At 71.7% G+C, this 25,993-nt stretch carries 25 protein-coding genes; 18 read left to right on the top strand and 7 right to left on the bottom strand.

Going from position 1 to position 25,993, the window contains the following annotated elements:
• Positions 1–61: 61 nt before the first annotated feature.
• The 3 genes from ACFY6U_RS18895 to ACFY6U_RS18885 all read right to left on the bottom strand — a co-directional run bounded on the left by ACFY6U_RS18895 (position 62) and on the right by ACFY6U_RS18885 (position 4,088).
• Positions 62–1,330: an MFS transporter gene (locus ACFY6U_RS18895; RefSeq protein ID WP_390039544.1), complete on the bottom strand. Its 1,269-nt coding sequence runs from the start codon at positions 1,328–1,330 to the stop codon at positions 62–64.
• A gap of 653 nt (positions 1,331–1,983) precedes the next feature.
• On the bottom strand, positions 1,984–3,162 hold the full coding sequence (locus ACFY6U_RS18890; protein WP_390039542.1) for a DUF2235 domain-containing protein: 1,179 nt from the start codon (positions 3,160–3,162) through the stop codon (positions 1,984–1,986).
• 14 nt (positions 3,163–3,176) lie between these two features.
• Positions 3,177–4,088, bottom strand: a complete 912-nt coding sequence (locus tag ACFY6U_RS18885; protein WP_390039725.1) for a DUF6424 family protein — start codon at positions 4,086–4,088, stop codon at positions 3,177–3,179.
• A gap of 461 nt (positions 4,089–4,549) precedes the next feature.
• Between ACFY6U_RS18885 and ACFY6U_RS18880 the strand changes: the two genes are divergently transcribed.
• The 3 genes from ACFY6U_RS18880 to ACFY6U_RS18870 all read left to right on the top strand — a co-directional run bounded on the left by ACFY6U_RS18880 (position 4,550) and on the right by ACFY6U_RS18870 (position 7,156).
• Positions 4,550–4,840, top strand: a complete 291-nt coding sequence (locus ACFY6U_RS18880) for an ROK family protein (protein WP_390039540.1) — start codon at positions 4,550–4,552, stop codon at positions 4,838–4,840.
• A gap of 156 nt (positions 4,841–4,996) precedes the next feature.
• Positions 4,997–5,752: an IclR family transcriptional regulator gene (locus ACFY6U_RS18875; RefSeq protein WP_390039538.1), complete on the top strand. Its 756-nt coding sequence runs from the start codon at positions 4,997–4,999 to the stop codon at positions 5,750–5,752.
• 99 nt (positions 5,753–5,851) lie between these two features.
• Complete coding sequence (locus tag ACFY6U_RS18870; RefSeq protein ID WP_390039536.1) at positions 5,852–7,156, top strand: PP2C family protein-serine/threonine phosphatase; 1,305 nt, start codon at positions 5,852–5,854, stop codon at positions 7,154–7,156.
• A 32-nt stretch (positions 7,157–7,188) separates the two neighbouring features.
• On the opposite strand, the gene ACFY6U_RS18865 is transcribed toward ACFY6U_RS18870, so the two are convergent.
• Positions 7,189–7,605 (bottom strand): ATP-binding protein, encoded by a 417-nt coding sequence (locus tag ACFY6U_RS18865; protein ID WP_390039534.1) that lies wholly within the window; start codon positions 7,603–7,605, stop codon positions 7,189–7,191.
• Between the two features lie 201 nt (positions 7,606–7,806).
• Between ACFY6U_RS18865 and ACFY6U_RS18860 the strand changes: the two genes are divergently transcribed.
• The 8 genes from ACFY6U_RS18860 to ACFY6U_RS18825 all read left to right on the top strand — a co-directional run bounded on the left by ACFY6U_RS18860 (position 7,807) and on the right by ACFY6U_RS18825 (position 16,310).
• Positions 7,807–8,574 carry an IclR family transcriptional regulator gene (locus ACFY6U_RS18860; RefSeq protein WP_351487952.1) on the top strand — a complete coding sequence of 256 codons (768 nt, stop codon included), beginning with the start codon at positions 7,807–7,809 and terminating at the stop codon, positions 8,572–8,574.
• Between the two features lie 55 nt (positions 8,575–8,629).
• Complete coding sequence (glpK, locus tag ACFY6U_RS18855; RefSeq protein WP_390039532.1) at positions 8,630–10,150, top strand: glycerol kinase GlpK; 1,521 nt, start codon at positions 8,630–8,632, stop codon at positions 10,148–10,150.
• Between the two features lie 176 nt (positions 10,151–10,326).
• Entirely contained in the window at positions 10,327–10,722 is a 396-nt protein-coding gene (locus tag ACFY6U_RS18850) for a hypothetical protein (protein WP_390039530.1), read from the top strand.
• A 59-nt stretch (positions 10,723–10,781) separates the two neighbouring features.
• Positions 10,782–12,011 (top strand): acyl-CoA dehydrogenase family protein, encoded by a 1,230-nt coding sequence (locus ACFY6U_RS18845; protein ID WP_390039529.1) that lies wholly within the window; start codon positions 10,782–10,784, stop codon positions 12,009–12,011.
• A complete protein-coding gene (locus ACFY6U_RS18840) occupies positions 12,008–12,997 on the top strand; it encodes a hypothetical protein (protein WP_390039527.1) in 990 nt (329 codons plus the stop codon). Before ACFY6U_RS18845 ends, ACFY6U_RS18840 begins: the two co-directional genes overlap by 4 nt.
• Positions 12,994–13,959 carry a HesA/MoeB/ThiF family protein gene (locus ACFY6U_RS18835; protein ID WP_390039525.1) on the top strand — a complete coding sequence of 322 codons (966 nt, stop codon included), beginning with the start codon at positions 12,994–12,996 and terminating at the stop codon, positions 13,957–13,959. Before ACFY6U_RS18840 ends, ACFY6U_RS18835 begins: the two co-directional genes overlap by 4 nt.
• Positions 13,960–14,096: 137 nt before the next feature.
• On the top strand, positions 14,097–15,524 hold the full coding sequence (locus ACFY6U_RS18830; RefSeq protein WP_390039523.1) for an MFS transporter: 1,428 nt from the start codon (positions 14,097–14,099) through the stop codon (positions 15,522–15,524).
• Positions 15,525–15,575: 51 nt separating this feature from the next.
• Positions 15,576–16,310 carry a LuxR C-terminal-related transcriptional regulator gene (locus tag ACFY6U_RS18825; protein WP_390039521.1) on the top strand — a complete coding sequence of 245 codons (735 nt, stop codon included), beginning with the start codon at positions 15,576–15,578 and terminating at the stop codon, positions 16,308–16,310.
• A 75-nt stretch (positions 16,311–16,385) separates the two neighbouring features.
• Here the strand turns inward: ACFY6U_RS18825 and ACFY6U_RS18820 are convergent, their stop codons facing one another.
• Positions 16,386–16,910 (bottom strand): helix-turn-helix domain-containing protein, encoded by a 525-nt coding sequence (locus ACFY6U_RS18820; RefSeq protein WP_390039519.1) that lies wholly within the window; start codon positions 16,908–16,910, stop codon positions 16,386–16,388.
• A 319-nt stretch (positions 16,911–17,229) separates the two neighbouring features.
• Between ACFY6U_RS18820 and ACFY6U_RS18815 the strand changes: the two genes are divergently transcribed.
• On the top strand, positions 17,230–17,409 hold the full coding sequence (locus ACFY6U_RS18815) for a hypothetical protein (RefSeq protein ID WP_351487929.1): 180 nt from the start codon (positions 17,230–17,232) through the stop codon (positions 17,407–17,409).
• Entirely contained in the window at positions 17,390–18,652 is a 1,263-nt protein-coding gene (locus tag ACFY6U_RS18810; RefSeq protein ID WP_390039517.1) for a beta-ketoacyl-[acyl-carrier-protein] synthase family protein, read from the top strand. Before ACFY6U_RS18815 ends, ACFY6U_RS18810 begins: the two co-directional genes overlap by 20 nt.
• Here the strand turns inward: ACFY6U_RS18810 and ACFY6U_RS18805 are convergent.
• Positions 18,642–20,378 carry an alpha/beta fold hydrolase gene (locus ACFY6U_RS18805; protein WP_390039515.1) on the bottom strand — a complete coding sequence of 579 codons (1,737 nt, stop codon included), beginning with the start codon at positions 20,376–20,378 and terminating at the stop codon, positions 18,642–18,644. The genes ACFY6U_RS18810 and ACFY6U_RS18805 overlap by 11 nt on opposite strands.
• 268 nt (positions 20,379–20,646) lie before the next feature.
• Positions 20,647–21,558 (bottom strand): LysR family transcriptional regulator, encoded by a 912-nt coding sequence (locus tag ACFY6U_RS18800; protein ID WP_390039513.1) that lies wholly within the window; start codon positions 21,556–21,558, stop codon positions 20,647–20,649.
• Positions 21,559–21,695: 137 nt separating this feature from the next.
• Between ACFY6U_RS18800 and ACFY6U_RS18795 the strand changes: the two genes are divergently transcribed.
• The 5 genes from ACFY6U_RS18795 (at position 21,696) to ACFY6U_RS18775 (ending at position 25,988) form a co-directional block, all read left to right on the top strand.
• Positions 21,696–21,779, top strand: coding sequence for a putative leader peptide (locus ACFY6U_RS18795; RefSeq protein WP_350760414.1), 84 nt, complete (start codon positions 21,696–21,698; stop codon positions 21,777–21,779).
• 127 nt (positions 21,780–21,906) lie between these two features.
• Positions 21,907–23,028 (top strand): dimethylsulfone monooxygenase SfnG, encoded by a 1,122-nt coding sequence (gene sfnG, locus ACFY6U_RS18790; protein ID WP_390039511.1) that lies wholly within the window; start codon positions 21,907–21,909, stop codon positions 23,026–23,028.
• A gap of 39 nt (positions 23,029–23,067) precedes the next feature.
• Entirely contained in the window at positions 23,068–23,625 is a 558-nt protein-coding gene (ssuE, locus tag ACFY6U_RS18785) for an NADPH-dependent FMN reductase (protein ID WP_390039509.1), read from the top strand.
• A 6-nt stretch (positions 23,626–23,631) separates the two neighbouring features.
• Complete coding sequence (locus ACFY6U_RS18780; protein ID WP_390039508.1) at positions 23,632–24,816, top strand: SfnB family sulfur acquisition oxidoreductase; 1,185 nt, start codon at positions 23,632–23,634, stop codon at positions 24,814–24,816.
• A 29-nt stretch (positions 24,817–24,845) separates the two neighbouring features.
• Positions 24,846–25,988, top strand: coding sequence for an LLM class flavin-dependent oxidoreductase (locus ACFY6U_RS18775; RefSeq protein WP_390039506.1), 1,143 nt, complete (start codon positions 24,846–24,848; stop codon positions 25,986–25,988).
• Positions 25,989–25,993 lie beyond the last annotated feature (5 nt).

The following is a 25,993-nucleotide window of genomic DNA, read 5'->3' as shown; positions in this document are numbered from 1 at the left end:
TCCACAAGGTCCGGAAGCGCTGCTGGGATTGGTCCTGTCCGTTGAGTGAAAGCGCAGTCCTTCACCTCCGGCTGGCGACCATGCGCAGCGTGGGTTCGTTGCGCAGCCTTGTGAAGGTGGTGAGCAGAGCGGCAGCTTGAACGAGAGCGCAGGCCACTATGACGTTGCCGAGGTGCGGTGGCGGGGTGAGCGCCACGAGGATGCCCGCCGCGGGAAAGGGCAGCAGCAGGAGGAGCATCGTCAGTGAGAGCGTGGCACCGAGTGCTGTCGTGGGGATGATCAGCGAGCGGACCGTGCGCAACACGACCGTGAGGCCACCGTCTCCCGCCATGAAGATCGATATCAGGACGGTGTAGGCAGCGAAGGACGGAGCCTGGGTAATGGCGAGACACGCGGCGGAGGCGAGCGTCGCGGACACCACGCCCACTCCCCAGAGGTCGAGGCGGCTCAGCGCGAGTCGGCAGCACGTGATGGCCAGAAGGGTCGCCACGGCGGCGGCGGACCACATGGCGCCGACATCGGCGGAAGAGCGCCCGAGAGTCTTCACCACGATCACAGGGCTGGCGGACTGGAGCAGTCCGAGTGCGAGGTTCGAGCAGGCCAGCCCGGCCACCAGCCAGCCCAGAGCGGGCAGCTTCCGCAGCGTACGCAGGCCCAGGCGCAGCGCGCTGTCACTTCCTGTGGCATCGGCACGCGCGGCGCGGAGCGGAGTCGGCGGAGTCTGCAGACCGAGGACGGCGGCGATCAAGGACACTGCGCTCAGGCACCCGAGCATCCATCCCGGTCCGGCCAGGAGAAGGAAGCCGGCCAGCAGCGGACCGACGACCGTGGCGGTCTGGTCGATGCCGACGAGGACTGCCTGGACCCCATGAGGCCGCGCCTGGTCCCGCCGGGTGACGATCGCTCCGACCGCCTCGTTGGCAACGAAACCGAACTGGGAGAGCGTGCCGGTGACGGCCGCCAGGGCCAACACGACCGCGGTCTCGGCGGTGCCCCGTGGAAGCATGAGAAGGGCGACTGCCGAGGCTGCCACCACCGTGGCCCGGGCGAGAGAGGCGATGAAGCAGACGATCGCCGCACCCCGGCGGTCCACCGCGTTGCCGGCGGGGACGAACGCCGCGAGCCGCGGAGTCCACTCCAATGCGAACGCCAGGCCTGTCAAGGACGAAGAACCGGTAATCGTCAGAACCAGGAGCGGCATGGCGTACGTCGCCATGGAAAACGCTATCGCGTCACTCGCGCGCGGAGCATAGATTCGCCGGAAGAGACTGCCGGACGGAACGGCGGCATGCCGACCGACAGGCCGGTCCTCGTGCACGGTGATGGCCACGAAAGAGGGAGGCTTTCGATAGATGTATCGGGGGGAGGGCGAGGAGAGATCCCGGTCACCTGCGTGGAAATCCGTGTGCGGAAATAGACCAGGCTGCGGCAGGTTCTCGTGACGGTTGTTCAAGCCGGTCCGCAGTAGCCCGAGTTGCATCTGCGCCCATCACGGGACGCGCGAAGGGCACCTGGCCTCCGCTCTGAGAAGAGAAGGGGAACTGGCGTGCAGGCAGCTGCAGTTGACGGCTGAACTATACCGCTCCCAGGGCGATGCGGCGTATACGGCGCGGGAGTCCCCGGTGGAAAGCGTTATGCCCTTCTCCGCCCTGAAAGGTCCCGCCTTCAAGATATGGGGCGCGGAGATCTGCAGACATCGGAAATCCGCCAAGGCGAAACACCGTGACCGGTCGGATCGGCCCTCTCGGCTGACGGAACCGGAGCCATGCTTGATCCGCTGCTGCCCGGTGCCGCCGGCCCGGCCGACGTCGCGGACGAGGTCCATCTGTCCCGAAGCAGGTTCCCGAGGTGCGGGCCATGACCGACCGGCGTCTGCGGAACCGAGCATCCAGTCGGCCGGACACGTCACCCGGCTCGGCCACCGCCTGCACCGCGCGGACGGCGGTCTCGGCCTCGACGGCACAGACGGGTGGCGCCCGGCCTTCACCACGCTCGCCGGGGCAGATGCGGTTTCCCGTGGCCGGGTTCCGGTGACGGAGGCTGAACCGCTGAGGGCGGGACCGGCTTGGTCCAGTCAGGATCGGCCCACCGTTCCGGCTGCTGTGGATCCGGCAGGTCCGGGCGGTACCCGGGGTCCCGTTCGCGGCGCAGTCGCACGCTGCTGTGCAGTACGGCGTCTTCGGGCAGGGGGCGGGTGCGCCGGCCGACGAGCATCCACAACGGGCCGTTGTGGTGCACGGGAGCAGCGGCGAACTCCTCGGTGACCGCGCACGTCGTGTCGTACGCCTTGTCTCGGAACACCAGGTTCCCCGTGACCCCGTCGACGATCCACTTCAGCGGGATCGTGGAGAGCAGAGGCGCGCCCTCGGCGTGCTCGAAGGTACCGCCGACATCGCAGTGCACTCCGGCGAACCACACCTCCTCGGCGGTGTCCGGACGCTCCGGGCGGCGTGTCACCAGGAACTCGCGGTAGGGGCGGCGGGTCTCGTCGAGCGACACGGCGTGCCGGATGCGGGCCGCGTTCGGCAACTGGTGGGTGTACGGCCATTGCAGGGTGCCCAGGCGCAGGAGCCCGGCCGCCTTCACGGTGTCCCACACGCCGAGGTACGCCACGGGCAGGGCGTGGTGTGAGACCTGCCGTCGGTTGTTCTGCTTGACCTCCTCCCACAGCGGTTCGCCGTCGGTGCGTCGGCAGAACGTGTGCGAGAACCTGGCAACCTCCTGTTCGCTCCTGTCGATGTCCTGGTTGAAGGCGTACTTCGCCACTGCGTACGGCACGAGGTTCTCCGAGCCGGGACGCATGAGGCCGGGCTTGTTGAGCATGCCGACGAGCGCGCGGGCGGTGTAGGCGCCGCGGCTGAAGCCGAAGACGTACACCAGGTCGCCTGGATGCCACTGGCGCATGAGGTATGTGTAGGCCTCGGCGAGGTTGGTCCGCAGTCCGCTGCCGAAGGCGAGCCCCCAGAGGCGGGACAGGCGACGGCCGACCGGGCCGCGGGCGGAGGGCGACGACATGGTCCCCACGCCGGGGTCGTAGTAGACGAGTTGCCGGGTCGGATCGTCCGCGTCCAGCATCTCCGTCAGCCGGACCACATTGGTGGGGTTGTTCGCGCCCACCTGACAGCCCGTGCCGTCGAGGCAGACGACGATCGCGCGGGGCATGTCAGTGCTCGGCTCTAGCCCTGGACACGGTTGCCGCGCCGTGTCGCGCCGGCCGCGAGCGGACCGGCGGCGGTGTGCCGGCCAGGAGGTATCTGCCGGGCGAAGGCCTGCATGGCCACGTCGCTGTCGGCTGGCAGTACCGCCATCAGGCTGTGTTCCTGGGCCTGCGCGATCGATGGCGCGGCCTCACTGCCCTCGGGGACGAAGGTCAGCCGGACCGACCCGTCGCCCGAGCCGCGACGGTCCACCGGAGCGACGGCTCCATGGGTGCCGTCGGGCAGTGTCACCCACAGCTGGAAGTCGTCGTACCGGACGAAGTCCGCGCCTTTCACCGGCCAGGGGTAGTGGTGCTCGCCGGGCACCGTGGGGAGGATGCCCTGGTGGTTTCCGTGGCTGAGAGGCACGCACGAGTTGAACAGCGAGTCGGTCCACGCCTCGACCCCGTCGGCGTCCTTGACCGGCGTGCGCAGCAGGTCCTCGGCCTGTTCGTAGCCCAGTTGTGCCAGGGCGGGCAGCGTGAGGGGGAAGGCGGCGATCAGTTCGGCGGCCTCCTGGCGGAGCCGGTCGACCTTCGCGGGGTCCGCGCAGAACTGCATGCTCCACTCGATGCCGACCCGGGCACGGAACATCAGCCAGCGGTCGGCTCCCTTGACCCAGAGGCTGCCGCCGTGGTGCATCTCCCAGCGCTCCGAGCTCTTCGGCCCCGGCCCCGGATCGACGGGTCGGGGACCGTAGGGAAGGTCGGCGTCGTTCATCTGGTGGAGGATCTTGTGCGCCGTGTTCTTTGCGGCACGGAAGTGCGCTGATTCGAACCGCTTCGGATGTTCGACGAGGCGGATGTGCCACGGATGGTTCTCCGATTCGACGCCACCGGGCTGGAGTTCGGGTTGTGCCATGGCTGGCCTCCTCGGCCCGGCCCCACGGATTGCTCCCCGGCTCGCGAGGCGAACCCCCCTTGTCCCGTCTGCCGAGCCACGTGCGCGGCAGCCACTTGAGACCGCTTCGGGCGCCCTGACAACGGCAACTCTGCCAGCCTACTGCGGCTTGCGCCCGGCGTCGAAGCGATCAACAGCCCGGGCGGCCTTGTTGACCAGCGCCGACGACAGCGGAGCGGGGCATGGGCAGAACTCGGGAATTCCGGCCGAACGCCGAGTTGAGGGAGATCGGTCCCGCGTATCGGTCCCGCGTAGCGATCGAGTCGAGCATGCGGAAGCAGGCCTCCCAGGGCACGTGGCTGTCGCCGAGGAGACGAAGTCCCAGCTGCCCCAAGGCAGTTGGGATCCCAGGTGGTCGCTGCGGCCGTCGGGGCGGCGTACCGCGTCCTCGCAGTCGACGGCTTCCCGCAGGGCCCGGTGCGGGGGAGTCCTCCGAGGAACGCGGTGCTCGTGTGGTCCGGCGCGCCGAGCGAGGTGACGAGACTGCGCTGAGCGCACTGGCCCGGCTCGCGGAGTACGTCGGGGCCGGCCGCGCCGGAAACGCGGCGCTGTTCGACCCCGACGTGATCGTCCGCGGCGGGTGCTTCACCGCGGTGGCCCGCTGGATCATGGATCCCGTCCGTACCGCGCTCGCGGCCGGGCTCCTCGCGTCCCCGAGCCGGGAACGGGCGAGCCGGCTCTCTTCGACCTGGGATGCGCCGCCGCGGCCCGGGACGGCGCCACGCACATCATCGACTGCATGATCAGCGGCCCCCCCACGTTCTGCTCGTCCCGGAGGGGCTGACGCTGACACGTCGCACCCACCGGCTCACGTTGCGCTACACCGGTGTCGGCCTGCGTACACCGCCTCAGGAGCCCCGCGTCTTGCCCGTGCCGCAGGTCGGGGGCACGCTGGTGGCATGAGCGTTCACGAGCCCACGCTCATCATGTCGGTGCAGCGCGCCTTCCGTCTGCTGGAGGCGGTGAGCGCACACGAGAACGGTGCGCCCGCGAAGCAGCTTGCACGCGAGACGGGCCTGCCCCTGGCCACCGCGTACCACCTGCTGCGGACGATGGTCCATGACGGCTACCTGCGGAAGCTGGCCGACGGCGGCTTCGTCCTCGGTGACAAGCTGGGGAGCCTGCATACCACGGGCCACAGCCAGGCACTGCTCAGCCGGGTCCGGCCGACGCTCGCCGCGCTGCGGGACGAGCTGGGCACCGCCACCTACCTCACGTTCTACGAGGGCGGCGAGATCAGTGTCGCCGAGATCGTCGACGGCCCCCGCACGCCCCGGGTCGACCTCTGGGTGGGGTTCGAGGACGCCGGGCACGCCACCGCGCTGGGCAAGTCCGTCCTGCGCGAACTGGACGAGGACGCCCGCCGTGACTACCTCTCCCGGCACGACCTCGCCGACCTGACGCCCCGGACCATCACCACCCTCCCGGAGCTGCTTCGCAACCTCGACGCCTCGCCCATGGCACCGGCCGTCACGGACCTCGAGGAGTACGCACTGGGCACGGTGTGCGTCGCCGTGCCCATCTACCGCGGTGACGTCCTCGGCGCGCTCGGCGTCTCCTTTCCGGCGGAGCGGCTCTCCCGTCTCCCCGAGGTCAGGGCCCGGCTGATCCCGATCGCGGACCGCGTGACCCGGGGCCTCTCGCTCACTATCTGAAAACCCTCGCCTTGTGGCCCGCCGACCTTACCCCTTTTCCTGGATGAAACGGATAAGTCGGGCTTAAGGCCCGTCTGGGTGAGGATTACGGACGGATACATGAGGCAGGCGCGAGACCATGGTGGCAACCAGTGGCCGTTGCGGCCGCTCAGGAGACCAGTGGCCGGCCCTGGAGCACCGGCGACCAGGCGGGCCGCCTCACAGCTGGCCGCCGGAATGCCCGTGGTGCCGGTTCTGATCGTCTCCGGCATCGCGCTCTTCGACCTCCTCGGCGGGTCAGGGATGTTCTGGCTGCCGCTGCTGGCGGCCGGCCCGGCGCTGGCCGCCAGCACCAACGGCCCCCGAGGCGTCCTGTGCGTGGGGTTCCTCGCCGCGGTGCTCGGCGCGACGCTGGGTGTCAGGGAGGCGGGTCCGGGGCACGAGCTGGCGGCCGTGCTCTCGGCACTGCTGGCCGTCACCCTGGCGAGCGCCCTGGCCAGCGCACTGCGCGGGCGCCGGGAACGGGTGCTCGCCGCCGTCCGCTCGGTCGCGGAGGCCGCCCAGCACGCCGTTCTCAAGCCCATCCCGGAGACCGTCGGCCCGTTCCGGGTGGCGGTCCGCTACAGCGCGGCGGCGGCGGAGGCCCGCATCGGCGGTGATCTCTACGCCCTGGTGCCCACCCCGCACGGGGTCAGGCTGATCGTCGGCGACGTACGCGGCAAGGGGCTGCCGGCCGTGGAGATCGCGGCACTCGTCCTGGGCGTCTTCCGCGAGGCCGCCTACGACGAGCCCGATCTCCTCGCCGTCGTCGGCAGGATCGAACGGAGCCTGGCGCGCAACCTCGGCCCCGACGACTTCGTCACCGCGATCGTCGTGGGACACCCGCGCGCCCGGCAGCTCGAGGTGGTCAACTGCGGACACGCGCCTCCGCTGCTGATATCCGCGTCAGGGGGCGTGACCGCGGTCGAGGCCACCCGCCCGGCTCCGCCGCTCGGTCTGCAGGTCCTCGTCGACGAGCCCCCCTGCCTGGAGATCCTGCCCTTCGCCGAGGGCGAGCAGCTGCTGCTCTACACGGACGGGGTCATCGAGGCCCGCGACCGGGCCCGTGAGTTCTACCCGCTGGCCGAAAGGCTGGCCCATCACGTGTCCGGCGAGCCGGAGCACACCCTCTCCGCGGTCCACGACGAACTGCTGGCACATGTGGGCGGCCGGCTGCACGACGACGCTGCACTGCTCCTGCTGTGCATGCAGGGCATGGCGGAACCGGTCCCGTCCGCATCGGAGGCACGGGGAACGGCCGTCACGGAACCGGAGGGGCGTGACGGCAACGAGTTCCTCCCCGTGGTGTCGCGCATCCGGTCCGCCGGCGGACCGGACAGGGGAAGGCGGCCGGCCGCCGTGTTCTCGTCGGGACCCGGCCGCTGACGGGAGGGGCGCCCAGATCGGCACCCGCCCTCTCACACCGCGACGAGATCGGCCCACCGGGTCACCGCGCCCGGACGCGTCTCGATGCCGTACCGGGTCGCCAGCGCGTGGACGATCTCCTCGCCCCGGCCGTGCTCGTCCGGGTCTATGCCCGCGGGCGGCTGGCCGGCGGGACCCGCGTCGGTGACCTCGATGCGCAGGGTGCCGAGGCCGGCGTCGCGCATCCAGGACAGCCGCAGCACCGCCGGGGGCAGTGCGTGGACGATCGCGTTGGTCAGCAGTTCCGATACCACCAGCAGTGCGTCCTCGATGACGTCCGGGGACACCTTCCAGGCGGCCAGGACTGCGCCGGTCCGTCGACGTACCTCCGAAACGGCACCGGCGACGGGCGGCATCGGGAAGACGTACTCGCTTGCTTCCCGCACCCGCGTGTTGAGCTGTACCGCCATCTCGTGTCTCCAGGGGTCAGTGCCACAGGCCCTGCATCACGCACCTCGGCACGTGGCCAGGCCTCAAAGCACGCTAAAGAGACACACCGGGTCGGGTCAATGAACGTAGGTCGGCATTACCGAACGCCACCCCTCACTCCGGTGCCCCGTCGGCCCTGCGCACGCACGGCAGACCTTCCGAGACGGTAATAAGCTCGCTTCATGACCGGTCCGGTCCAGTCGATCGAACGGGCGGCCGCGATTCTGCGCCTGCTCGCCGGTGGGCCTCGCCGACTCGGCCTCGGGGAGGTGGCGGCCTCCCTCGGGCTGGCCAAGGGAACCGCCCACGGCATTCTGCGCACCCTCCAGCACGTGGATTTCGTGGAGCAGGACGCGACGACCGGCAAGTACCAGCTCGGAGCCGCCCTGCTGCATCTCGGCACGAGTTACCTCGACGTCAACGAGCTGCGGTCCCGGTCCATCAACTGGGCCGACGCCCTGGCCGCCCGCAGCGGTGAGGCGGTGCGCCTGGGCACCCCCCTGGAGGGCATGGTCCTGGTCGTCCACCACGTGTTCCGGCCGGACGACACCCTCCAGACCCTGGACGTGGGCGCGCTGCTGCCCCTGCACGCCTCCTCGCTGGGCAAGGTACTGCTGGCCTACGGGACCGCGACCCTCGACTCCGCCGTGGAGTCGGGGCTGGACGCGTACACCCGGCACACCCTGGTCACCCAGGAGCAGCTCACCCGGGCGCTCGCCGAGGTCCGGGAAGCGGGCTGGGCCGTCGAGGTGCAGGAGATGAGCATGGGCGAGGCGGGGCTCGCCGTGCCGATCCGGGGGCACGGCGGTCTCGTCGTGGGCGCCATCGGGCTGTCCGGCCCCGTCGAGCGGATCTGTGACAGCCAGGGCCGCCCCCGACCCAACCTGATCACACTGATCCGGGAGGCCGCGCGAGCGATCTCCCGAGACCTGGGAGCCGCCCGCTGGTAAGCCCCCTCGCCCCCTCGACGCTCACTCCGCGACCCATCGGAAGGCGGACCCGATCATGGTGGAACGCTATGTGATGTCCATCGATCAGGGCACCAATTCCACGCGATGCATCCTGTTCGACCGGGGCGGGCGGCTGGTGTCGGTCGCGCAGCGGGAGCACCAGCAGCACTTCCCGCGGCCGGGCTGGGTCGAGCACGACGCCGTCGAGATCTGGCAGAACCTGCGGCGGGTGATGACCGAGGTCCTCGCGGGCGGCGGTACGGCCGTGGACCCGGGCCAGGTCGCCGCCATCGGCCTGGCCAACCAGCGGGAGACGACGGTGCTCTGGGACCGGCGCACGGGCACCCCGCTGGGCCGGGCGCTGGTCTGGCAGGACACCCGCACGGCGCCGCTGGTCGAGGAACTCAGAGTCCGCCCCGGAGAGGAGTTCTTCCTCGACCGGTGCGGCCTGCCGCCCTCCACCTACTTCTCCGCGCTGCGCATCCGCTGGCTGTTCGACCATGTCAAAGGCCTGGAACAGCGGGCCAAGGACGGTGAGGTGCTGTTCGGCACGATGGAGAGCTGGCTGATCTGGAACCTCACCGGCGGCGCCGACGGCGGTCTGCACATCACCGACGCCACCAACGCCAGCCGCACCATGCTGATGAACATCCGCACGCTCACCTGGGACGAGGAACTCCTGGAGTTCTTCGGCGTCCCCCGTCCGATGCTGCCCGAGATCCGGTCCTCCGCGGAGACCTACGGCGAGGCCCGCGCGCAGCTTCCCGGCGTTCCCATCACGGCCGCCCTCGGCGACCAGCAGGCGGCGCTCTTCGGCCAGACCTGCTTCGCCCCGGGCGAGGCCAAGTGCACGTACGGAACGGGCAGCTTTCTGCTGCTCAACACCGGTACCGATGTCGTACGGTCCCGGCACGGACTGCTCACGACGGTCGCCTACAAGATCGGGGACCGGCAGCCGGTCTACGCCCTGGAAGGGTCGATAGCCGTCACCGGCGCGCTGGTCCAGTGGTTCCGCGACCGGCTGGGACTGATCAACAGCGCGCCGGAGATCGAAACACTGGCGCGGACCGTCGACGACAACGGCGGCTGCTACATCGTCCCCGCCTTCTCCGGCCTCTTCGCGCCCCGCTGGCGCAGCGACGCGCGCGGCGTCATCGTCGGCCTCACCTCCTACATCACCAGCGGGCACCTGGCCCGGGCCGTCCTGGAGGCCACCGGCTGGCAGACGCGTGAGGTCGTCGACGCCATGAACGCCGACTCCGCCGTGGCCCTCAAGGAGCTGAAGGTGGACGGGGGCATGACGGCGGACAACCTGCTCATGCAGTTCGTCGCCGACGTGCTCGACGTGCCCGTCGTACGGCCCATGGTCTCCGAGACGGTCTCCCTGGGGGCGGGCTACGCCGCCGGGCTCGCCGCGGGGTACTGGCCGGACCTCGAGGTCCTGCGCCGCAACTGGCACCCGGCCGCCCGGTGGCTGCCGGGAATGGACCCCGGCCACCGGGAGTCGGAGTACGACAACTGGCAGCGGGCCGTCGAACGGTCGCTGGGCTGGATCAGGCAGCCCGGGTCCCCCTGAGAGTCTCCCTTTCCGTTATCTGTTTTCCGTCACCCGGTTTCCGCGCCTTCTTTCCGTGTCCTTTCCGCTTCCCTTCGGTCTTATGTTGGCGCGGTGGTGGCCGGTCGGGGCGGCCCCTAACGTTCTTTCACGGGCGCTTTCGTGCCGGAGAAGCGAGCGAAGAGCGAAGGGGGAACATGTCCGTTTTTCCGTCCAGTGAATTGGCCGTGAAGGTCTTCAGCAGTCTGTTCACCGTATTGCTGGAGGACGACGATTTCGTGGCGCGGGCCCGGCAGGAGGGGCTGTCCGTCCGGCTCGTCCACACGAAGCCCGACTGCGAGATCCTCGTGTCCCCGCAGCACGGTGTCCGCGTCGGCGCGGAGCAGGCGGGACCCGCGGCGATCACCCTCCGGATGTCCTGCGACACGGCGCACGCGCTGTGGATGGGGCGGCTGCTGGTGCCCGTCGCCATCGCCACGGGCCGGCTCCGGATCCGCGGCCGGGTCGCCAAGGTACTGGAGCTGGTGCCCATGCTGCGGCCCGCGTTCGACCGGTACCCCGACATCGCGGCGGCCGCCGGCGTGGGCGCGTGAACCGTCGTGGGGCGACCTGTCCCGAACACCGAACCGACGCACAAGGAGTGACACCGCACGTGAACACCGCTCTCTCCGAATCCGTGTCCGAGGCCGCGCTGAATTTCGACGTGCTGCCGGACGACGTCGAGCAGTTCCGGGAGGCCGCGAGGGAATTCGCCAGGAACGTCGTCGAACCCCGCGTCCAGGAAATGGACCAGAAACCGGCCGCGTATTTCGACTGGGACCTCGTCGGCCACGGCCACCGGATCGGCCTCACCCGCGCGGCGGTCCCGAAGGAGTACGGCGGCCTGGGGGTGGGGATGCTGGGCGTCGCCACCGCCCTGGAGGAGGTGGCCGCGGTCTGCCCCGGCACGGCACTGATCTTCGGCGCCACCCTGCTCGGCCAGGCGCCGATCCTGCTGTCCGGCGATCCGCGGCTGCAGGCCCGCTTCCTGCCGCTGTTCTCGGGCGACGAACCGGTCCTCGCCTGCAACGCGGTCACCGAGGAGGACGCCGGCTGCGACCTCATCATCCCCTCCCAGGCCGAACACGCGCGCAACGTGACGACCGCCCGCCGGGACGGGGACGACTACGTGCTGACCGGCCGCAAGCGGTTCATCACCAACGCCGAGGTCGCCGCGTTCGCCTCCGTGTTCGCCACCATGGAGGGCAGCCGCGGGGCGACCGGCCTCACCTCCTTCATCGTCCCCCTCGACCTGCCCGGAGTGGTCCGCGGGCCCGTGGCGGACAAGATGGGATACCGCGCCTGCCTCGGCAGCGAGCTGGAGTTCCACGACGTCCGGGTGCCCGCCGAGTACATGATCGGCGCGGAGGGCGAGGGCATGGCCATCAACATGGCGCAGAGCAACATGGCGCGCGCCGCCGTGGCCGGGATCTCCACGGGCGTGGCCCGCAGCGCCCTGGAACAGGCGATCGCCTGGTGCGGCGAGCGGGTCCAGGGCGGGCGCCTGCTCAAGGACCAGCAGTTCACGGCGGCGAAGCTGGCCGGCATGGCGGCCAGGGTCGACGCCGCCCGCATGCTGTACCTGCGGGCGGCGGACAAGGTCGACAACGAACTCCCGCCGCCGGTCTACGAACCGGCCGCGGCCAAACTGTTCGCGGACCGGACCGCGATCGACGTGGCGGAGGCCGCCCTCTCCCTGCTCGGCGCACGCGGCTACCTGCGCTCCTACGGCCTGGAGAAGACGATGCGGGACGCGCTGGGCACCCGGATCTACGAGGGCACCCCCGAGGTCCTGGCACTCGCCGTCACCGAGAGCCTCTACGCCGGGACGGACGAGTGGTGAGCGCCGCCGGCCGCGCCGCCGGCCCCGTCTTACGCGGCGCCCCGGCCCCGGAGCCCGCCGCCACCCGCGACCCCCGCGCCCGGCGCTACGCCCGGGACATCATCAGGCTCCACGACCGGCTCAGCTACCGCCGGCTGCCCCTGGAGCTGAGGGGCGACCCGCTCTCCCTCGTCGAGGACCCCGACGGCGCACTGGTCACCGTCACGGGCCGCGACAGCCAGTTCCCCTCCCGCTACCTCAAGGGGATGCTGGGGTTCCGCCTCGCCCAGTACCTCCGGCTGAACTGGATCTCCGCCGACGCGGTCCACCGCGCCGCGGCCTTCCACGAACCACTGCCGCACTCGCCCGTGGAGAACATCCACACGGTCACGCTGTGCGCGCGCTCCGGCAAGATCCGCGGCTACGTCGGACTGGCCTGCTCGGCGGACCCCGAGAGCCTGCCCCTGGACTCCCCGTGCCGCACCCCGTTCCCGACGGAGGCGGCGCACGGCATCGACCTGCTCGGCAGGTACGCACGGCCGGGCCTCGGCACCCACCAGGCCTTCGAGTTCAAGCGGTTCCTGCGGGACCAGACGATGCCACGGGACGAGCAGCACAGCCGCGTCCCCTGGCACCTCATGCTCGGCATCGGCGAGGCGCTGCTCGCCCTGGGCGACGGCGTGCGCGTCGTCCTCGGCGACGCCAAGGAGCACGTCGCCCTGCGCCATCTGCGGCTGGTCGGCTTCGACCTGCACGTCGTCGAGGGCACCTCGCCGTACCTGTGCCCGTCGGATCCCATGGCGCCGATCTACCGGCAGACGGTCGTGGCCAAGCCGTTCGCCGCCCCGGTGCCCGCCGACATCGCCTGGTACCGCGACGTGGTCCGCTCCTACCTCGACGGGACGAGCGACCTGGCCTCGTGGCAGGCCGTGATCACCACCCTGGCCGCACGCAGGACGAGTACGGGACACCGTCCCGATCCCGCACGAGAAAGGGCCGGCAGGTGACGAACGGCGACGGGGAACGGATGCCCGAGACGGCCGCGGGGCCCACCGCGAAAGCCCGGTTCTACGCCGAGCTGACCGCCCGGAACGCCGGCGTGGTGGCCGAGGCCGATCAGTGGGCGCTGCGCACGGCCACCGTCCTGGTGGCGGGCTGCGGATCGATCGGCGGTGCCGCCGTCGAACCACTGGCCCGGCTCGGCCTGCAGAGATTCGTCCTCGCCGACCCGGGAACGTACGAACTCAACAATCTCAACCGGCAGTCGGCGACCGTCGCCGACCTCGACCGGAACAAGGCCTCGCTGGCCGGGGACCGGGTACGGGCGATCAACCCGCACGCCTCGGTCGAGGTCTGCACCGAAGGGGTCACCCGGCAGACCGTCGGGAAACTGACGGCCTCCTGCCAGGTGGTCATCGACGGGGTGGACGTGACGACCCCCGAGGGCTGGCGGGCCAAACTCCTGCTCCACCGCCACGCCGTACAGCGGCGGCTGCCCCTGATCACCGGCTGGGACATGGCAGGCACCCAGTACGTCCGCTGCTACGACTACCGGCACGTCCGCGAACCGTTCGCGGGGGCCGTCGGCCCGCACGACGCGGACCGCTACGACATGTGGGACCTGCTGCGCCGGGCCGTTCCGCTGCGGCACGTGCCGACGGACATGCTGGCCGAGATCCGGGCCAACCACGCCCGGACCGACTACAGCTTCCCGCAGGTCGCCTACACGGCCATGGCGTTCGGCGTGATCAGCTCCCACATGGTGGTGCGGCTGCTGGCCGGGCAGCGGGTGCGGCCCGAGGTCCGTCTCGACGTGCACCAGCAGGCCAGGCCGCTCGCGGAGCGGTGGCGCAGCCGGGCGCGGTGGCCGGTGGAACTGGGGTCGCTGCTGCCGGAGTTGCTGCGGCTGGCCCGGCGTTCCGGCGCGGGCCGGGCACCCCTGGCCGCGGTGGACCGCGACGTTCCCTGACCCCCGGCCCGAAGCACCGACCCCGGGCCGCGCGTTCACCGGCGACGAACCGGACGCGAACGCGCGGCCTCATGACGCAGGCCGGGCGAGGCCGTGCCGCCGGCGCCCGCGCAGCCATCGCGACCACGGAGGTGGACATGAGTGTTCGGCAACGCAACGTGCTGTGGACGTTCTTCTGCTGTGGCCTGGGCGTGGCCATGGTCTCGCTCGACAACCTCGTCGTCATCACGGCCCTGCCGTCGATCCGCGAGGACCTCGGCGGGAGCATCCAGCAACTGGAGTGGACCGTCAACGCCTACACCCTCACCTACTCGGTGCTCATGCTGACCGGCGCGGCCCTCGGGGACCGGTTCGGCCGGCGGCGGATGTTCGGCATCGGGCTGGGCGTCTTCGTCGTCGCGTCGGCCGGGGCCGCGCTGGCCCCCGGCATCGGCGCCCTGATCGCCGCCCGCGCCGTACAGGGGCTGGGCGCCGCGCTGCTGATGCCGCTGAACCTGACGATCCTCACGGAAGCGGCGCCCGAGCGGCGGCGCGGTGCCCTGCTGGGCGCGATGAGTGCCGTGGAGGGCCTCGCGATCGCCATGGGCCCGCTCCTCGGCGGTGCGGTGGTGGAGCACCTGAGCTGGCAGTGGATCTTCTGGATCAACGTGCCGATCGGCGCGCTGGTGCTGCCCGTCGCCCGGTGGAAGCTCACCGAGAGCCACGGCCCCAGCCCGCGCCTGGACCTGGTGGGCACGGTCCTGGCCAGTGCCGGGCTCTTCGGGATCGTCTTCGGCATCATCAACGGTCACGCGGACCACTGGACCAGCGTGCGCGTCCTGCTGTCGCTGGCCGGTGGGGCGGCCGTCCTGATCGCCTTCGTCCGCTGGGAACTGCGGGCGGAGCACCCCATGTTCCCGATGAAGCTGTTCCGCCACCGGACCTTCAGCGCCATGAACGCCGCCGGGCTGCTGATGTTCGCGGGCATGTTCGGCTCGGTCTTCCTGCTCACCCAGTTCCTCCAGGGGCCGCGCGGCTACACACCCCTGGAGGCGGGCCTGCGGATCCTGCCGTGGACGGCGGTGCCCATCTTCGTGGCGCCCCTGGTGGGTCTGGTCTCCGACCGGGTCGGCGGCCGGACCATCGTCGCGCTCGGCCTGGCCCTCCAGGCCCTCGGACTGGGATGGATCGCCGCCCGGGTCTCGCCCGAGGTCCCCTATCCGTCGCTGGTTCCCGCCCTGGTCCTGTGCGGCCTCGGCATGACCTGCTACTTCACGCCCACCGCGAACATGGTGATGAGCGCGGTCGGCGCCGGGGAGCGCGGCATGGCCTCCGGGTCGATCAGCGCGCTGCGCGAACTCGGCGGTGTGCTCGGCATCGCGGTCCTCGCCTCGGTGTTCTCCGCGCACGGGGACCTCAGCACCGCGGACCGGTTCACGGACGGCATGGTTCCGGCGGTGTGGACCGGCGTCGCCCTGATCGCGTGCGGCGCGCTGGCTGTCCTGCTGGTACCGCGGCGCCCCCGCGACGGCCGCCCCGCCGATCCCGAACCGGCGGTACCGGGGTGTGTGGGCGACCTGGTGTGACGGCATGCCCGGCGGCGGCGTGCCGGCCGGAGGGGACGGGAGGGGACTGCGATGAGTTCACCGATCCGGGTCCTGCTGGCGGACGACCGGTCCATAGCCCGCACCGGCATCCGGTCCGTCCTCGAGGGGGACGGCGGCATCGAGGTGGTCGGCGAGGTGTCCGACCTCGCGAGTGCGGTGGGGAAGGCCCGCGAACTCCGGCCTCATCTGTTGCTGGCCGGCGTCCTCGCGGGGTCCGCCGGCGCCGTGGAACTGGTCGGCGAACTGTCCGCGTGCTGCGGCCTCGAAGGGCCGGGCGTTCTGCTCATGGCCCACGAGGGCGGTCCGGACGCGCGGCTCGCCCTCCGGGCCGGAGCGCACGGAGTCGTGCTCCACCGGGTCACCCCGGAACAGCTGCTGTCCGCGATTCACGTCGTGGCGGCCGGCTACCGGATCTTCTTCGAGGAGCGGGACCCTTCGGGGGGCGGTGACGGCCGGAATCCCGGGGCCGCGGAATTCCCCGGCGTCCCGGCGGCGGGGGCGGCGGGATTCCAGTTGCTGACCCGGCGGGAGCGGGAGGTGTTCCGGCTGCTCGCCGAGGGACTGAGCAATACGGAGATCTCCGCGGTGCTGGTGCTGAGCGAGAACACCGTGAAATCCCATGTGCAACGGCTGCTGGAAAAGCTGAACCTGCGCAACCGGGTGCACGCGGTCATCCACGCCTACCGTACGGGCCTGATCGCGCCGCCCTGCCCGGAGCCCGTCCCCCCGTGGACCGGCTCCCGCGCTCCGCGGGCGCTCCAGTGAGCCCGCGGTGCTCCGCGCGAGCCCTGTTGAGCGCACGGCGCTCAACAGGGCTCGTTTGGTTGGCTGTTGTGAAGATCAGTCGTTTGACTCGAGGAGATATCCGCGGCCGTTGGCGGTCCGGACGCGCAGCCCGAGGGAGACCACCTTGCGCCGGATTCTCATGATGTGCAGGTCCAGGGCGTTCTGGCTGGCCGTGCCGCGCCGGTCGCGGAGCAGGGCGATCAGTTCGTGCCGGGCCACGAGGGTGCCGTACCGCTCGACCAGCGGTTGCAGCAGGTTCATCTGGGTCGGTGACACGGGCACCATCCGGGTGCCGTAGCGGAGCAGCCCGTCCTGGTCGAGGACGGGGATCCGGTGCGTGCCGGCTCTGGCCCGGAGCGCCGCGACCCGGGCGGCGAAGTCGGCCCTGCTGACCGGCGCCCGGATCCAGTCCTCCCGCGAGTCGCTCGGAACCGGCGGCGTCGCGCCGTTCTCCACCACGAGGAGCCGGAGGATTCCGCGGCGCCGCAACTGCTCCAGTTCCTGCACCTCGACCGGCCAGCGCAGGACACGTACGTCCTGGGTGGCCGAGAATAACTGCCCCTCACTGTATTGAGGCACGAATTGACTTCTCCTTTCGAGTGGGTGGAATAATGCAAGGTCCCGCTGGTTTCGCTCCCCCTGCGGCATTACTACCTCACTATGCAGGGTGTTCAAGCGTCGCGGCAACAAGCGCATTAGAGGGGGCACTGTCGGGTTATCTGCATAAAATAGGACAGGTGGCAGGCTGTTAATAGTTCTAATGGTCCTTTGTGGGGTCCCCCGGACCTGCCCCGATCTCGTGAAAAGGAGTGAAGCGCCGGATCGTTCCGGGCGAGTAGATTTCTCCGGGCAGGTATACCGAAGGAAAAGGTCGATATTCGAGGAGCCCGGGAAAGGCATGGAAAGGGCCGAAGAAATTCTCACCTCCGGGGAATTACTGATCGCCATCATGGCGCTGGTGACGGCCGGGCTCCCCCCGGCGTCCTGGGAGACGCCGGAGAACCTCCCGCCGGCGACGCAAGGCAAGGGACAGGAACACCGCGCGGAAGGAACCCGTCATGCTGCCCGCGACCACTGAGCCGGACCGGCCCCACGCCGGCCGGCGCACACCCCCGGGTGCCGAGGTACTGGTGACGGGCCTCGGAGCGACCACCCCGCTCGGCGGTGACGTGCCGTCCAGCTGGGCGGCGCTGCTGTCCGGCCGGTCCGGCGTGACCCGGCTGGACGCCCCCTGGGCCGAGCAGTTCCCCGTCCGCATCGCAGGGGGCATGTACGAGGACCCCGCCTTCCGGCTGGACCGGATCAGTCGGCGGCGCCTCGACCGCAGTCAGGCGGCCGCGGTCGTGGCGGCCGGGGAGGCGTGGACGGACGCCGGTGCGCCGGAGGTCGAGGCCGAGCGCCTCGCGGTGGTCGTGGGGACCGGCATCGGCGGCGGGCTCACCCTCCTCGAACAGGACGACCGGCTGGAGCAACGGGGCCCACGCGCCATCTCGCCCTACACGGTGCCCATGCTGATGCCCAACGGCAGCGCCGCGGCGGTCGGCCTGCTGCTGGGGGCCCGGGCGGGCACGCACGCCCCGACCAGCGCCTGTGCGTCCGGTGCGGAGGCGCTGGCGGTCGGCACACTGCTGATCCGGTCCGGCCGGGCGGACGTGGTCGTCGCGGGCGGCACGGACGCCTGCCTGCACCCGCTGGCGCTCGGCGCGTTCGCCCGGATGCGCGCCCTGTCCCTGCGCAACGACACCCCGGACCTGGCCTCCCGGCCCTTCGACCGGGAGCGCGACGGGTTCGTCATGTCCGAGGGCGCCGGCATGGTCGTCCTGGAGCGCGCCGACTTCGCGCGGGCGCGCGGCGCGCAGGTGCACGCGGTCCTGTCGGGCGCGGGAGTCACCTCGGACGCGTACGACGTGACGCTGCCCGCCGTGGAGGGTCAGGTACGGGCGATCGGGGCGGCGCTGCGGGACGCCGGTCTGTCCGGGGCAGACATCGACCACGTGAACGCGCACGCCACCGGCACGCCCCTGGGCGACGTCACCGAGGCCAGGGCCGTGCAGGAGGCCGTGGGCCCGCATCCGGCGGTCACGGCGTGCAAGTCGGCCACCGGCCACCTGCTGGGTGCCTCCGGTGCGGTCGAGGCCGTCTTCACCGTCCTCACCCTCGTGCACGGCCTGGTCCCGCCGGTCCGCAACCTGGACAAGGCGTCGGACGGGATCGAGCTGGACCTGGTGTCCGGCGGGCCGCGACGGGCGCCCGTCTGGGCCGCCCTGTCCACGTCCTTCGGGTTCGGGGGACACAACGTGGTCCTCGCCTTCACGAGGTAGTGCCCGGGGTGGCGGCCCGGTCCCGGCAGGACGCCAGCAGGTCCGCGACGGCCGCCGGACGGGTGAGCTGGGGACAGTGCCCCGCGGCCTCGATCACCGTGACCGGCGTGTCCACCGGCTCGGTGAGCGGATCCGCCGACCCGACGACAATGTCCACGGGCATCCGCAGCTCCCGCAGCAGACGGCCGAGTTCAGCGCGCTGCCCGTGGGCGTCGCGCAGGGCGGCGACCACCCGGCGTGCCGCCCCGGTCCGCCGCAGGTCCAGCGCGAGCGCGTCGAGCCCCGGGTCCTCGGACAGACCGAGTGAACGGGCCAGGCGGGAGGCGGGAGCCGTGCGCAGCAGCGGTACGGCCAAGGGCGAGCGCAGCACCGCGGCGGTCGGGCGCTGGAGGAAGGCCGGCGCGACCAGCACGAGCCCCGCGACCCGGTCGGGCCGGGCCGCGGCATAGCGCAGGGCGGGGCCGCACGCGAGCGAGTGCGCCACCAGCACCGGCCGGGTCTCCACCGGGCGCAGCAGGTCGGCGAGCCAGTCGTCGAGAGTTCCCGCGCCCGCTCCCGACCTCCCGAAGCCGGGCAGGTCGGGAGCGAGCACGGGCGCGTCCAGGCGGTCCGCCGTCCCCGCCCAGGCATCGGCGCTCAGCAGGAGTCCGTGCAGCAGCACGTATCCGGGGCGCCGCCGCTCTCCGGTCACCCACGTGCGGGTGCCCGCCACAGTCCGGAAGCCGTAGGGGCGGCGGGACGGGCCGGAGCGGCCGAAGCGCGTGGCGACCAGGTCGTCGGCCCACTCGCGCAGCGCCTCCTGCACGGGCGCCATGGACAGTCCGTGCGCCGCGGACAGGGCGCGGGCGGAGGCCGTGTCGTAGCGGTCGGTCGACAGGAACGACAGGGTCTCGGGATCCGCCCGGGTGATCGCACGCGGCAGCCTGCGCAGCAGACCCAGCGGGATCGAGCGGCCGGGGGAGCGCACCCCCATGTGCTCCGCCAGCAGGCCGACCAGTGCGGGCAGTTCGGGGGTGGAGTCGTCCAGCACCCAGTAGGTGCGGCCCGCGGTCTCGGGGTCCTGCGGAAGAGCCGCCAGGAACCGGACGAAGTGGTCCAGGGGCACGACCGGGAGGAAGACGCCGGGGCCGCCGGGCAGGGCCCGCAGCCGGCCCTGCCACAGCGCGGAGACCACCTCGGCCAGGCCGAGGTACTGGCCCGGGCCGATCACCGTACTGGGATTGGCGATGCTCAGCGGAACCCCCAGCTCGCCGGCGCGGGCCCGCACCGCGGCGTCGCCCTCCTGCTTCGACGCCTCGTACGCGCCCAGCCGGCGGTAGTCCGGCGGCCCCCCGTTCGCGGCGGCCATGCGGTAGCCGCTGATGTGCACCACCCGGCGCAGCTTCGGCAGGCCCGCCGCCCAGGCGACCACATGGACGGCCCCCGTCACGTTGACCGCCCGCGCCTGTGCCGCCGTGATGCCGAACGCGAAGCGCGCGGCGGTGTTGTAGACGTCACGGACCCCGGACAGGCCGTCCTCGGGCAGCCCCAGACCGGGCGCGGTGATGTCGGCCCGGACCACCGTCAGGGCCGTACGGTCCACGCCCTGCCCGTCCAGCCACGCCGTCAGCCCGTCACCGGAACCGCGCACGGCGGCCGCCACCCGGTGGCCCCGGCGCAGCAGTTCCGCCACCAGGGAGCGGCCGATGAAGCCCCCGGCGCCGAAGACGATCGAGTCCGAGAGCATGCTGTCTCCTTGCCCGGTCAGTGATGCCCTGTCAGCGTTCGGGGAACCGGACCGGGCCCCCGGTCCGCGAAAGCGGCTCCCACCGTACCGAAACACCGGGGGCGAAGCGGACGAATCGTGCGCGCACCGCGCGATCGGGACGATGCGCCCACGGGCGCCGGCCGTTGTCGCCGCACGTGTGTTCAGAGAGCACCCCCTCGGCGAGCGGGCCCGTCACGACGGTGCCGCAGCCGGCCGACGGCGCATCGCGGCACTTCCGGCGGAGCGCTCAACGGGCGTCCGCGCCCAGTTCGGCCGCCCGTCGTACGAACGTCTCGTACAGGTCCCGCGCGGCCTGCGGCACCGACTCGGCCCGCCTGCGCTGGAGCATCAGCACCACCTCGGTGGCGTCCCCGGCCAGCGGCCGGCACACGATCGTCCCGCCGCGCTCCAGCGGGTCCCCGACCACACTGAAGTCCGGGAGCACCGTCGCGCCCAGCCCCTCCGCGACCATCAGCTTGCCCATCTCGGCCCCGTCCGTCGAGTACGAGAAGACCGGGGTACGGTCCGCCAGCAGCCGGTGCACATAGCGGTGCATCACATATCCGGTGCGCATGGCGATCAGCGGCACGGTGAGCAGGTCGTCGGCGGACACCTCGGCCCGGCCGGCGAGCGGACTGTCCGGCCGTACGCACACCACCGGCCGCCCGCGCAGCAGTTCGGTGGCCTCGAAGCCGGCGGGCACGTCGTCGCCGTCGAGACGGTTCACCAGCCCGAGGTCGAAACCGCCCTCGGTGAGCCCCCGGTGGATCTCCGTCTGCTGTGCGCCCACCACCTCGACCTGGGTGACCGGATGCGTGGCCCGGAAGTCCCGCAGCACCGGGATGAGCAGCGGCACGGTCGCCGCGTTGACCGTGCCGACCCGCACCATCCGGCTGATCCGGTGCTGCTCGCCCGCCGCCACCCGCAGCCGGTCCACCGCCTCCAGTACCTCGACGATGTGTGGCAGCAGTTCCTGCCCCGCCGCGCTCATCGTCGCGCCGGTGCGCTTGCGCTCCAGCAGATCGATGCCCAGCTCCCGCTCCAGGTTCCGCACGGTCTCGCTCAACGCGGGCTGCGAAAGGCGCAGTTCGTCGGCCGCCCGGCGCAGCGAGCCGAGCCGGGTCACGGCCGCTATGTATTCCAGCTGTTCGGTCCGCACCCCGGCAGAATGCGCCGCCGTTCGAGGTGTGTTCAAGGGTTTCCCTGTCACACGTTCGTGAAATTCAATGGTCCGCGATGCGAGAACGGTCGGGTTTTCCTTGACGCCCGTCGACGCCGACTGCGACCATCGACGGCATGAAGATGCGACTGGACCTCACGCGGCGACGCCACGTCGACCTCGCGCGCGTCTCCAGCGCCTCCTGTTGCGCCGCGGCCTGATCACCCCACCACGATCCGTCGCGCTCCCTCCCTCTCCTTTTCCCGCCTGAATTCAGCGTGCCGAGCCCGCACCGCGCGCGGGCCCGGTGAATTCTCGCGTGCCCGAAAACCGCAACAGGAGTTCCGCATGCCCGCCGCACCCGTGAAATTCGCCTACTGGGTCCCCAACGTCAGCGGAGGTCTCGTCACCAGCAGGATCGAGCAACGCACCGACTGGGGATACGACTACAACCGCGAACTCGCCGTCCTCGCCGAGAACAACGGCTTCGAGTACGCGCTCAGCCAGGTCCGCTACATGGCCAGCTACGGCGCCGAGTACCAGCACGAGTCGACCAGCTTCAGCCTCGCCCTGCTGCTCGCCACCGAGCGCCTGAAGGTGATCGCCGCCGTCCACCCCGGGCTGTGGCACCCCGGTGTCCTCGCCAAGCTCGGCGCCACGGCCGACCACCTCTCGAACGGCCGGTTCGCCGTGAACGTCGTCTCCGGCTGGTTCAAGGGCGAGTTCACCGCGCTCGGCGAGCCCTGGCTGGAGCACGACGAACGCTATCGCCGGGCGGAGGAGTTCATCCGCGCGCTGCGCCAGATCTGGACCGAGGACCACACCGAACTGGCCGGTGACTTCTACCGGTTGCGGGACTTCTCCCTCAAGCCCAAGCCGCTCAACACCCCCGAACGCCCGCACCCCGAGATCTTCCAGGGCGGCAACTCCACCGCCGCCCGCGCCATGGCCGGCCGCGTCTCCGACTGGTACTTCTCCAACGGCAAGGACTTCGACGGGGTCGTCGAGCAGCTCAACGACGTCCGCAAGTCCGCCGCCGAAGCGGGGCGCGCGGCACCGAGGTTCGGCCTCAACGGCTTCCTCATCGCCCGCGACACCGAGGCCGAGGCCCGCGACACCCTCCGCGAGATCATCGCCAAGGCCGACAGCGAGGCCGTCGCGGGCTTCGGCGCCGCCGTCAAGCAGGCCGGGCAGTCCGCCGCCGACGGCAAGGGCATGTGGCAGGACTCCACCTTCGAGGACCTCGTCCAGTACAACGACGGCTTCCGCACCGGCCTCGTCGGCACCCCGGAACAGATCGCCGAAAGGATCGTCGCCTACAAGAAGCTCGGCGTCGACCTCTTCCTGCTCGGCTTCCTGCACTACCACGAGGAGGTCGAGTACTTCGGCAGGCGCGTGCTGCCCCTGGTCCGCGAACTGGAGGCCCGGCTCCCCGACGGCGAGCCCGAGGCCGCCGGGGCGCACGCCTGACCCTCCCTCCCCTGCGAAGCCACCGAAAGAGGCAGCTCCATGGCCACCGTCCTGTCCGTCTCCGGCAGCCCCTCCGCCACCTCCCGCACCGGCCGCCTGCTGCGCCACCTGGACCAGCGGCTGACCGCCCAGGGCCACGAGGTCGTCCCGCTCGACGTCCGCACCGTCCCCGCCGAGGCCCTGCTCGGCGCCGACTTCCGGCACCCGGCGATCGTCGAGGCGACCGAACTGTTCGCCCGCGCCGACGGGGTGGTGGTCGGCACCCCGGTCTACAAGGCCTCGTACTCCGGGGTCCTCAAGGCCCTCCTCGACCTGCTCCCGCAGTACGCGCTCGCCGGCAAGACCGTGCTGCCGCTGGCCACCGGCGGCTCCGTCGCGCACGTCCTCGCCCTCGACTACGCGCTGCGCCCGGTCCTCAACTCCATGGGGGCCGCCCACATAGTCCAGGGCTGGTTCACCCTCGACAAGGACATCACCGTGGGAGAGGACGGCACCCTTACCCTCGCACCGGCCGCCGCCGAGGCGCTCGTCCCGGTCGTCGACCGGTTCTCGGCCGCGCTGCCCGGCCGTACGCCCGTCCTCGCCGCGGCGAGCTGACCCGCGATGACCGCCCACGTCATCGCCGACGCCACCGAGGCCCTCGCCGTGGCGAGGGCCCTGGCCGACGCCTTCCGGGCCGGGGCCGGCGAACGGGACGCCGGACGCAGGCTGCCCCGGGCCGAGCTGGAGCGTCTGTCGGCCTCCGGCCTGCTGGGTGTCACGGTGCCCGCCGAGTACGGCGGCGCCGACGTCGACGCCCTGACCCTCGCCGAGATCTTCCGGCTCCTCGGCTCGGCCGACGGCAGCCTCGCCCAGATCCCGCAGAGCCACTTCGTGTACGTCAACGTGATACGCCGTCAGGGAACCGAGGAGCAGCGGAAGTTCTTCTTCGCGGAGCTGCTCGCCGGCGGCCGCCTCGGCAACGCCCAGTCCGAGGCGGGGACGAAACACGTCCAGGACGTCCGGACCCGGCTGGAACGCCAGGGCGACGGCGGTTATCGGCTGACGGGGGTCAAGCACTACTCCACCGGCGCCCTCTTCGCCGACTGGATCCCGGTCCTGGCCCGCGCCGAGGACGGCAACCTGCACGTGGCGTACGTCCCCCGGGGCGCGCCCGGGCTCACCGTCGTCGACGACTGGGACGGCATGGGGCAGCGCACGACCGCCAGCGGAACCGTCCGGCTGGACGGCGTGGCCGTGCCCGCCGACCGCGTGCTGCCGCACCATCTGACCTTTCGGGGCCCCCAGATTCACGGTGCGGTCGCCCAGTTGCTGCACGCCGCCATCGACGTGGGGATCGCCGCAGGAGCGCTGGCCGAGGCCGCGGAGTTCGTACGGACCAGGAGCCGCCCCTGGTTCGAGAGCGGGGTGGAGACCGCCGCCGAGGACCCGCTGCTGATCCAGCGGTTCGGAGAACTCGCCGTCCTGGTCAGGGCGTCCGAGGCCCTGCTGCGGGAGGCCGCCCGCGCGGTCGACGCGGCCGGCGCCGGCCTCACCGACGCGTCGGCCGCCGAGGCCTCCGTCGCCGTGGCCGCCGCGAAGGTGCAGGCGGCCGAGGCGGCCGTGACCGTCGCCGGGGCGCTCTTCGAGGTGTCCGGCACCCGCTCGGCCCTCGACTCCCTCAACCTGCACCGGCATTGGCGGGACGCCCGGACCCACACCCTGCACGATCCCGCCCGCTGGAAGATCCAGCACATCGGCCGGTACGTCCTCAACGGCACCCGGCCGCCCCGCCACGGCCTGCTGTAACCCCCGTCCCCTTCGATCGGAGACCCCCCGTGTCCCTCACCTTCCACTGGTTCCTGCCCACCAACGGGGACAGCCGGCATGTCGTCGGCGGCGGCCACGGCACCCCGGCGACGGCCTCCGGACGGGACCGGCCGCCGACGGTCGCCTATCTCAGCCAGATCGCCAGGGCCGCGGAGGACCTCGGTTTCGTGGGGGCGCTCACCCCGACCGGCGCCTGGTGCGAGGACGCGTGGCTGACCACGGCGATGGTCAGCCAGCACACCGAGCGGCTGAAGTTCCTGGTCGCGTTCCGGCCGGGATTCGTCTCGCCGACGCTCGCCGCGCAGATGGCGTCCACCTTCCAGCGGCAGACCGGCGGACGGCTGCTGCTCAACGTGGTGACCGGTGGCGAGAGCCACGAGCAGCGGGCCTACGGGGACTTTCTCGACAAGGACGCGCGGTACCGCCGTACCGGTGAGTTCCTGGACGTCGTACGGGGGCTGTGGGAGGGCAGGACGGTCGATCTGGACGGGGAGCACCTGCGGGTCGAGGACGCCAGGCTGGCAAGGGTGCCGGAGCCGGTCCCCGAGGTGTACTTCGGGGGGTCCTCGCCGGTCGCGGGCGAGGTCGCGGCCCGGTACGTCGACGTGTACCTGACCTGGGGAGAGCCGCCGGCCCAGGTCGCCGGGAAGATCGCCCGGATCCGGGGGCTCGCCGCGGCACACGGGCGCACCCTGCGGTTCGGGATCCGGCTGCATGTCATCACCCGGGACACGTCCGGTCAGGCGTGGGCCGAGGCCGGCCGGCTGCTGGACGGGTTCGACCCGGAGACCGTGCGGTCGGTGCAGTCGGGGCTCGCCCGCAGCGAGTCCGAGGGACAGCAGCGCATGCTGGCCCTGCACGGCGGTCGGCGGGACGCGCTGGAGATCCACCCCAACCTGTGGGCCGGCATCGGGCTGGTACGGGGCGGCGCCGGGACGGCCCTGGTCGGCTCCCACGACGAGGTCGCCGAGCGGATCAGCGAGTACGCGGCGCTGGGCATCGAGGAGTTCGTGCTGTCCGGGTACCCGCACCTGGAGGAGGCCTACTGGTTCGGGGAAGGGGTACTGCCCCGGCTGGCCGCGCAGGGCGTGTGGCGGCATCCGGCCGGGAAGAGCGAAGCGCCGTCGGCGCAGGTGCCGTTCGCCTCCTGAGGGCC

Origin of the sequence: Streptomyces sp. NPDC013157, assembly GCF_042899865.1 — a bacterium.
Taxonomy (GTDB): Bacteria; Actinomycetota; Actinomycetes; order Streptomycetales; family Streptomycetaceae; genus Streptomyces.
This window is presented reverse-complemented; position numbering and strand designations above follow the sequence as displayed.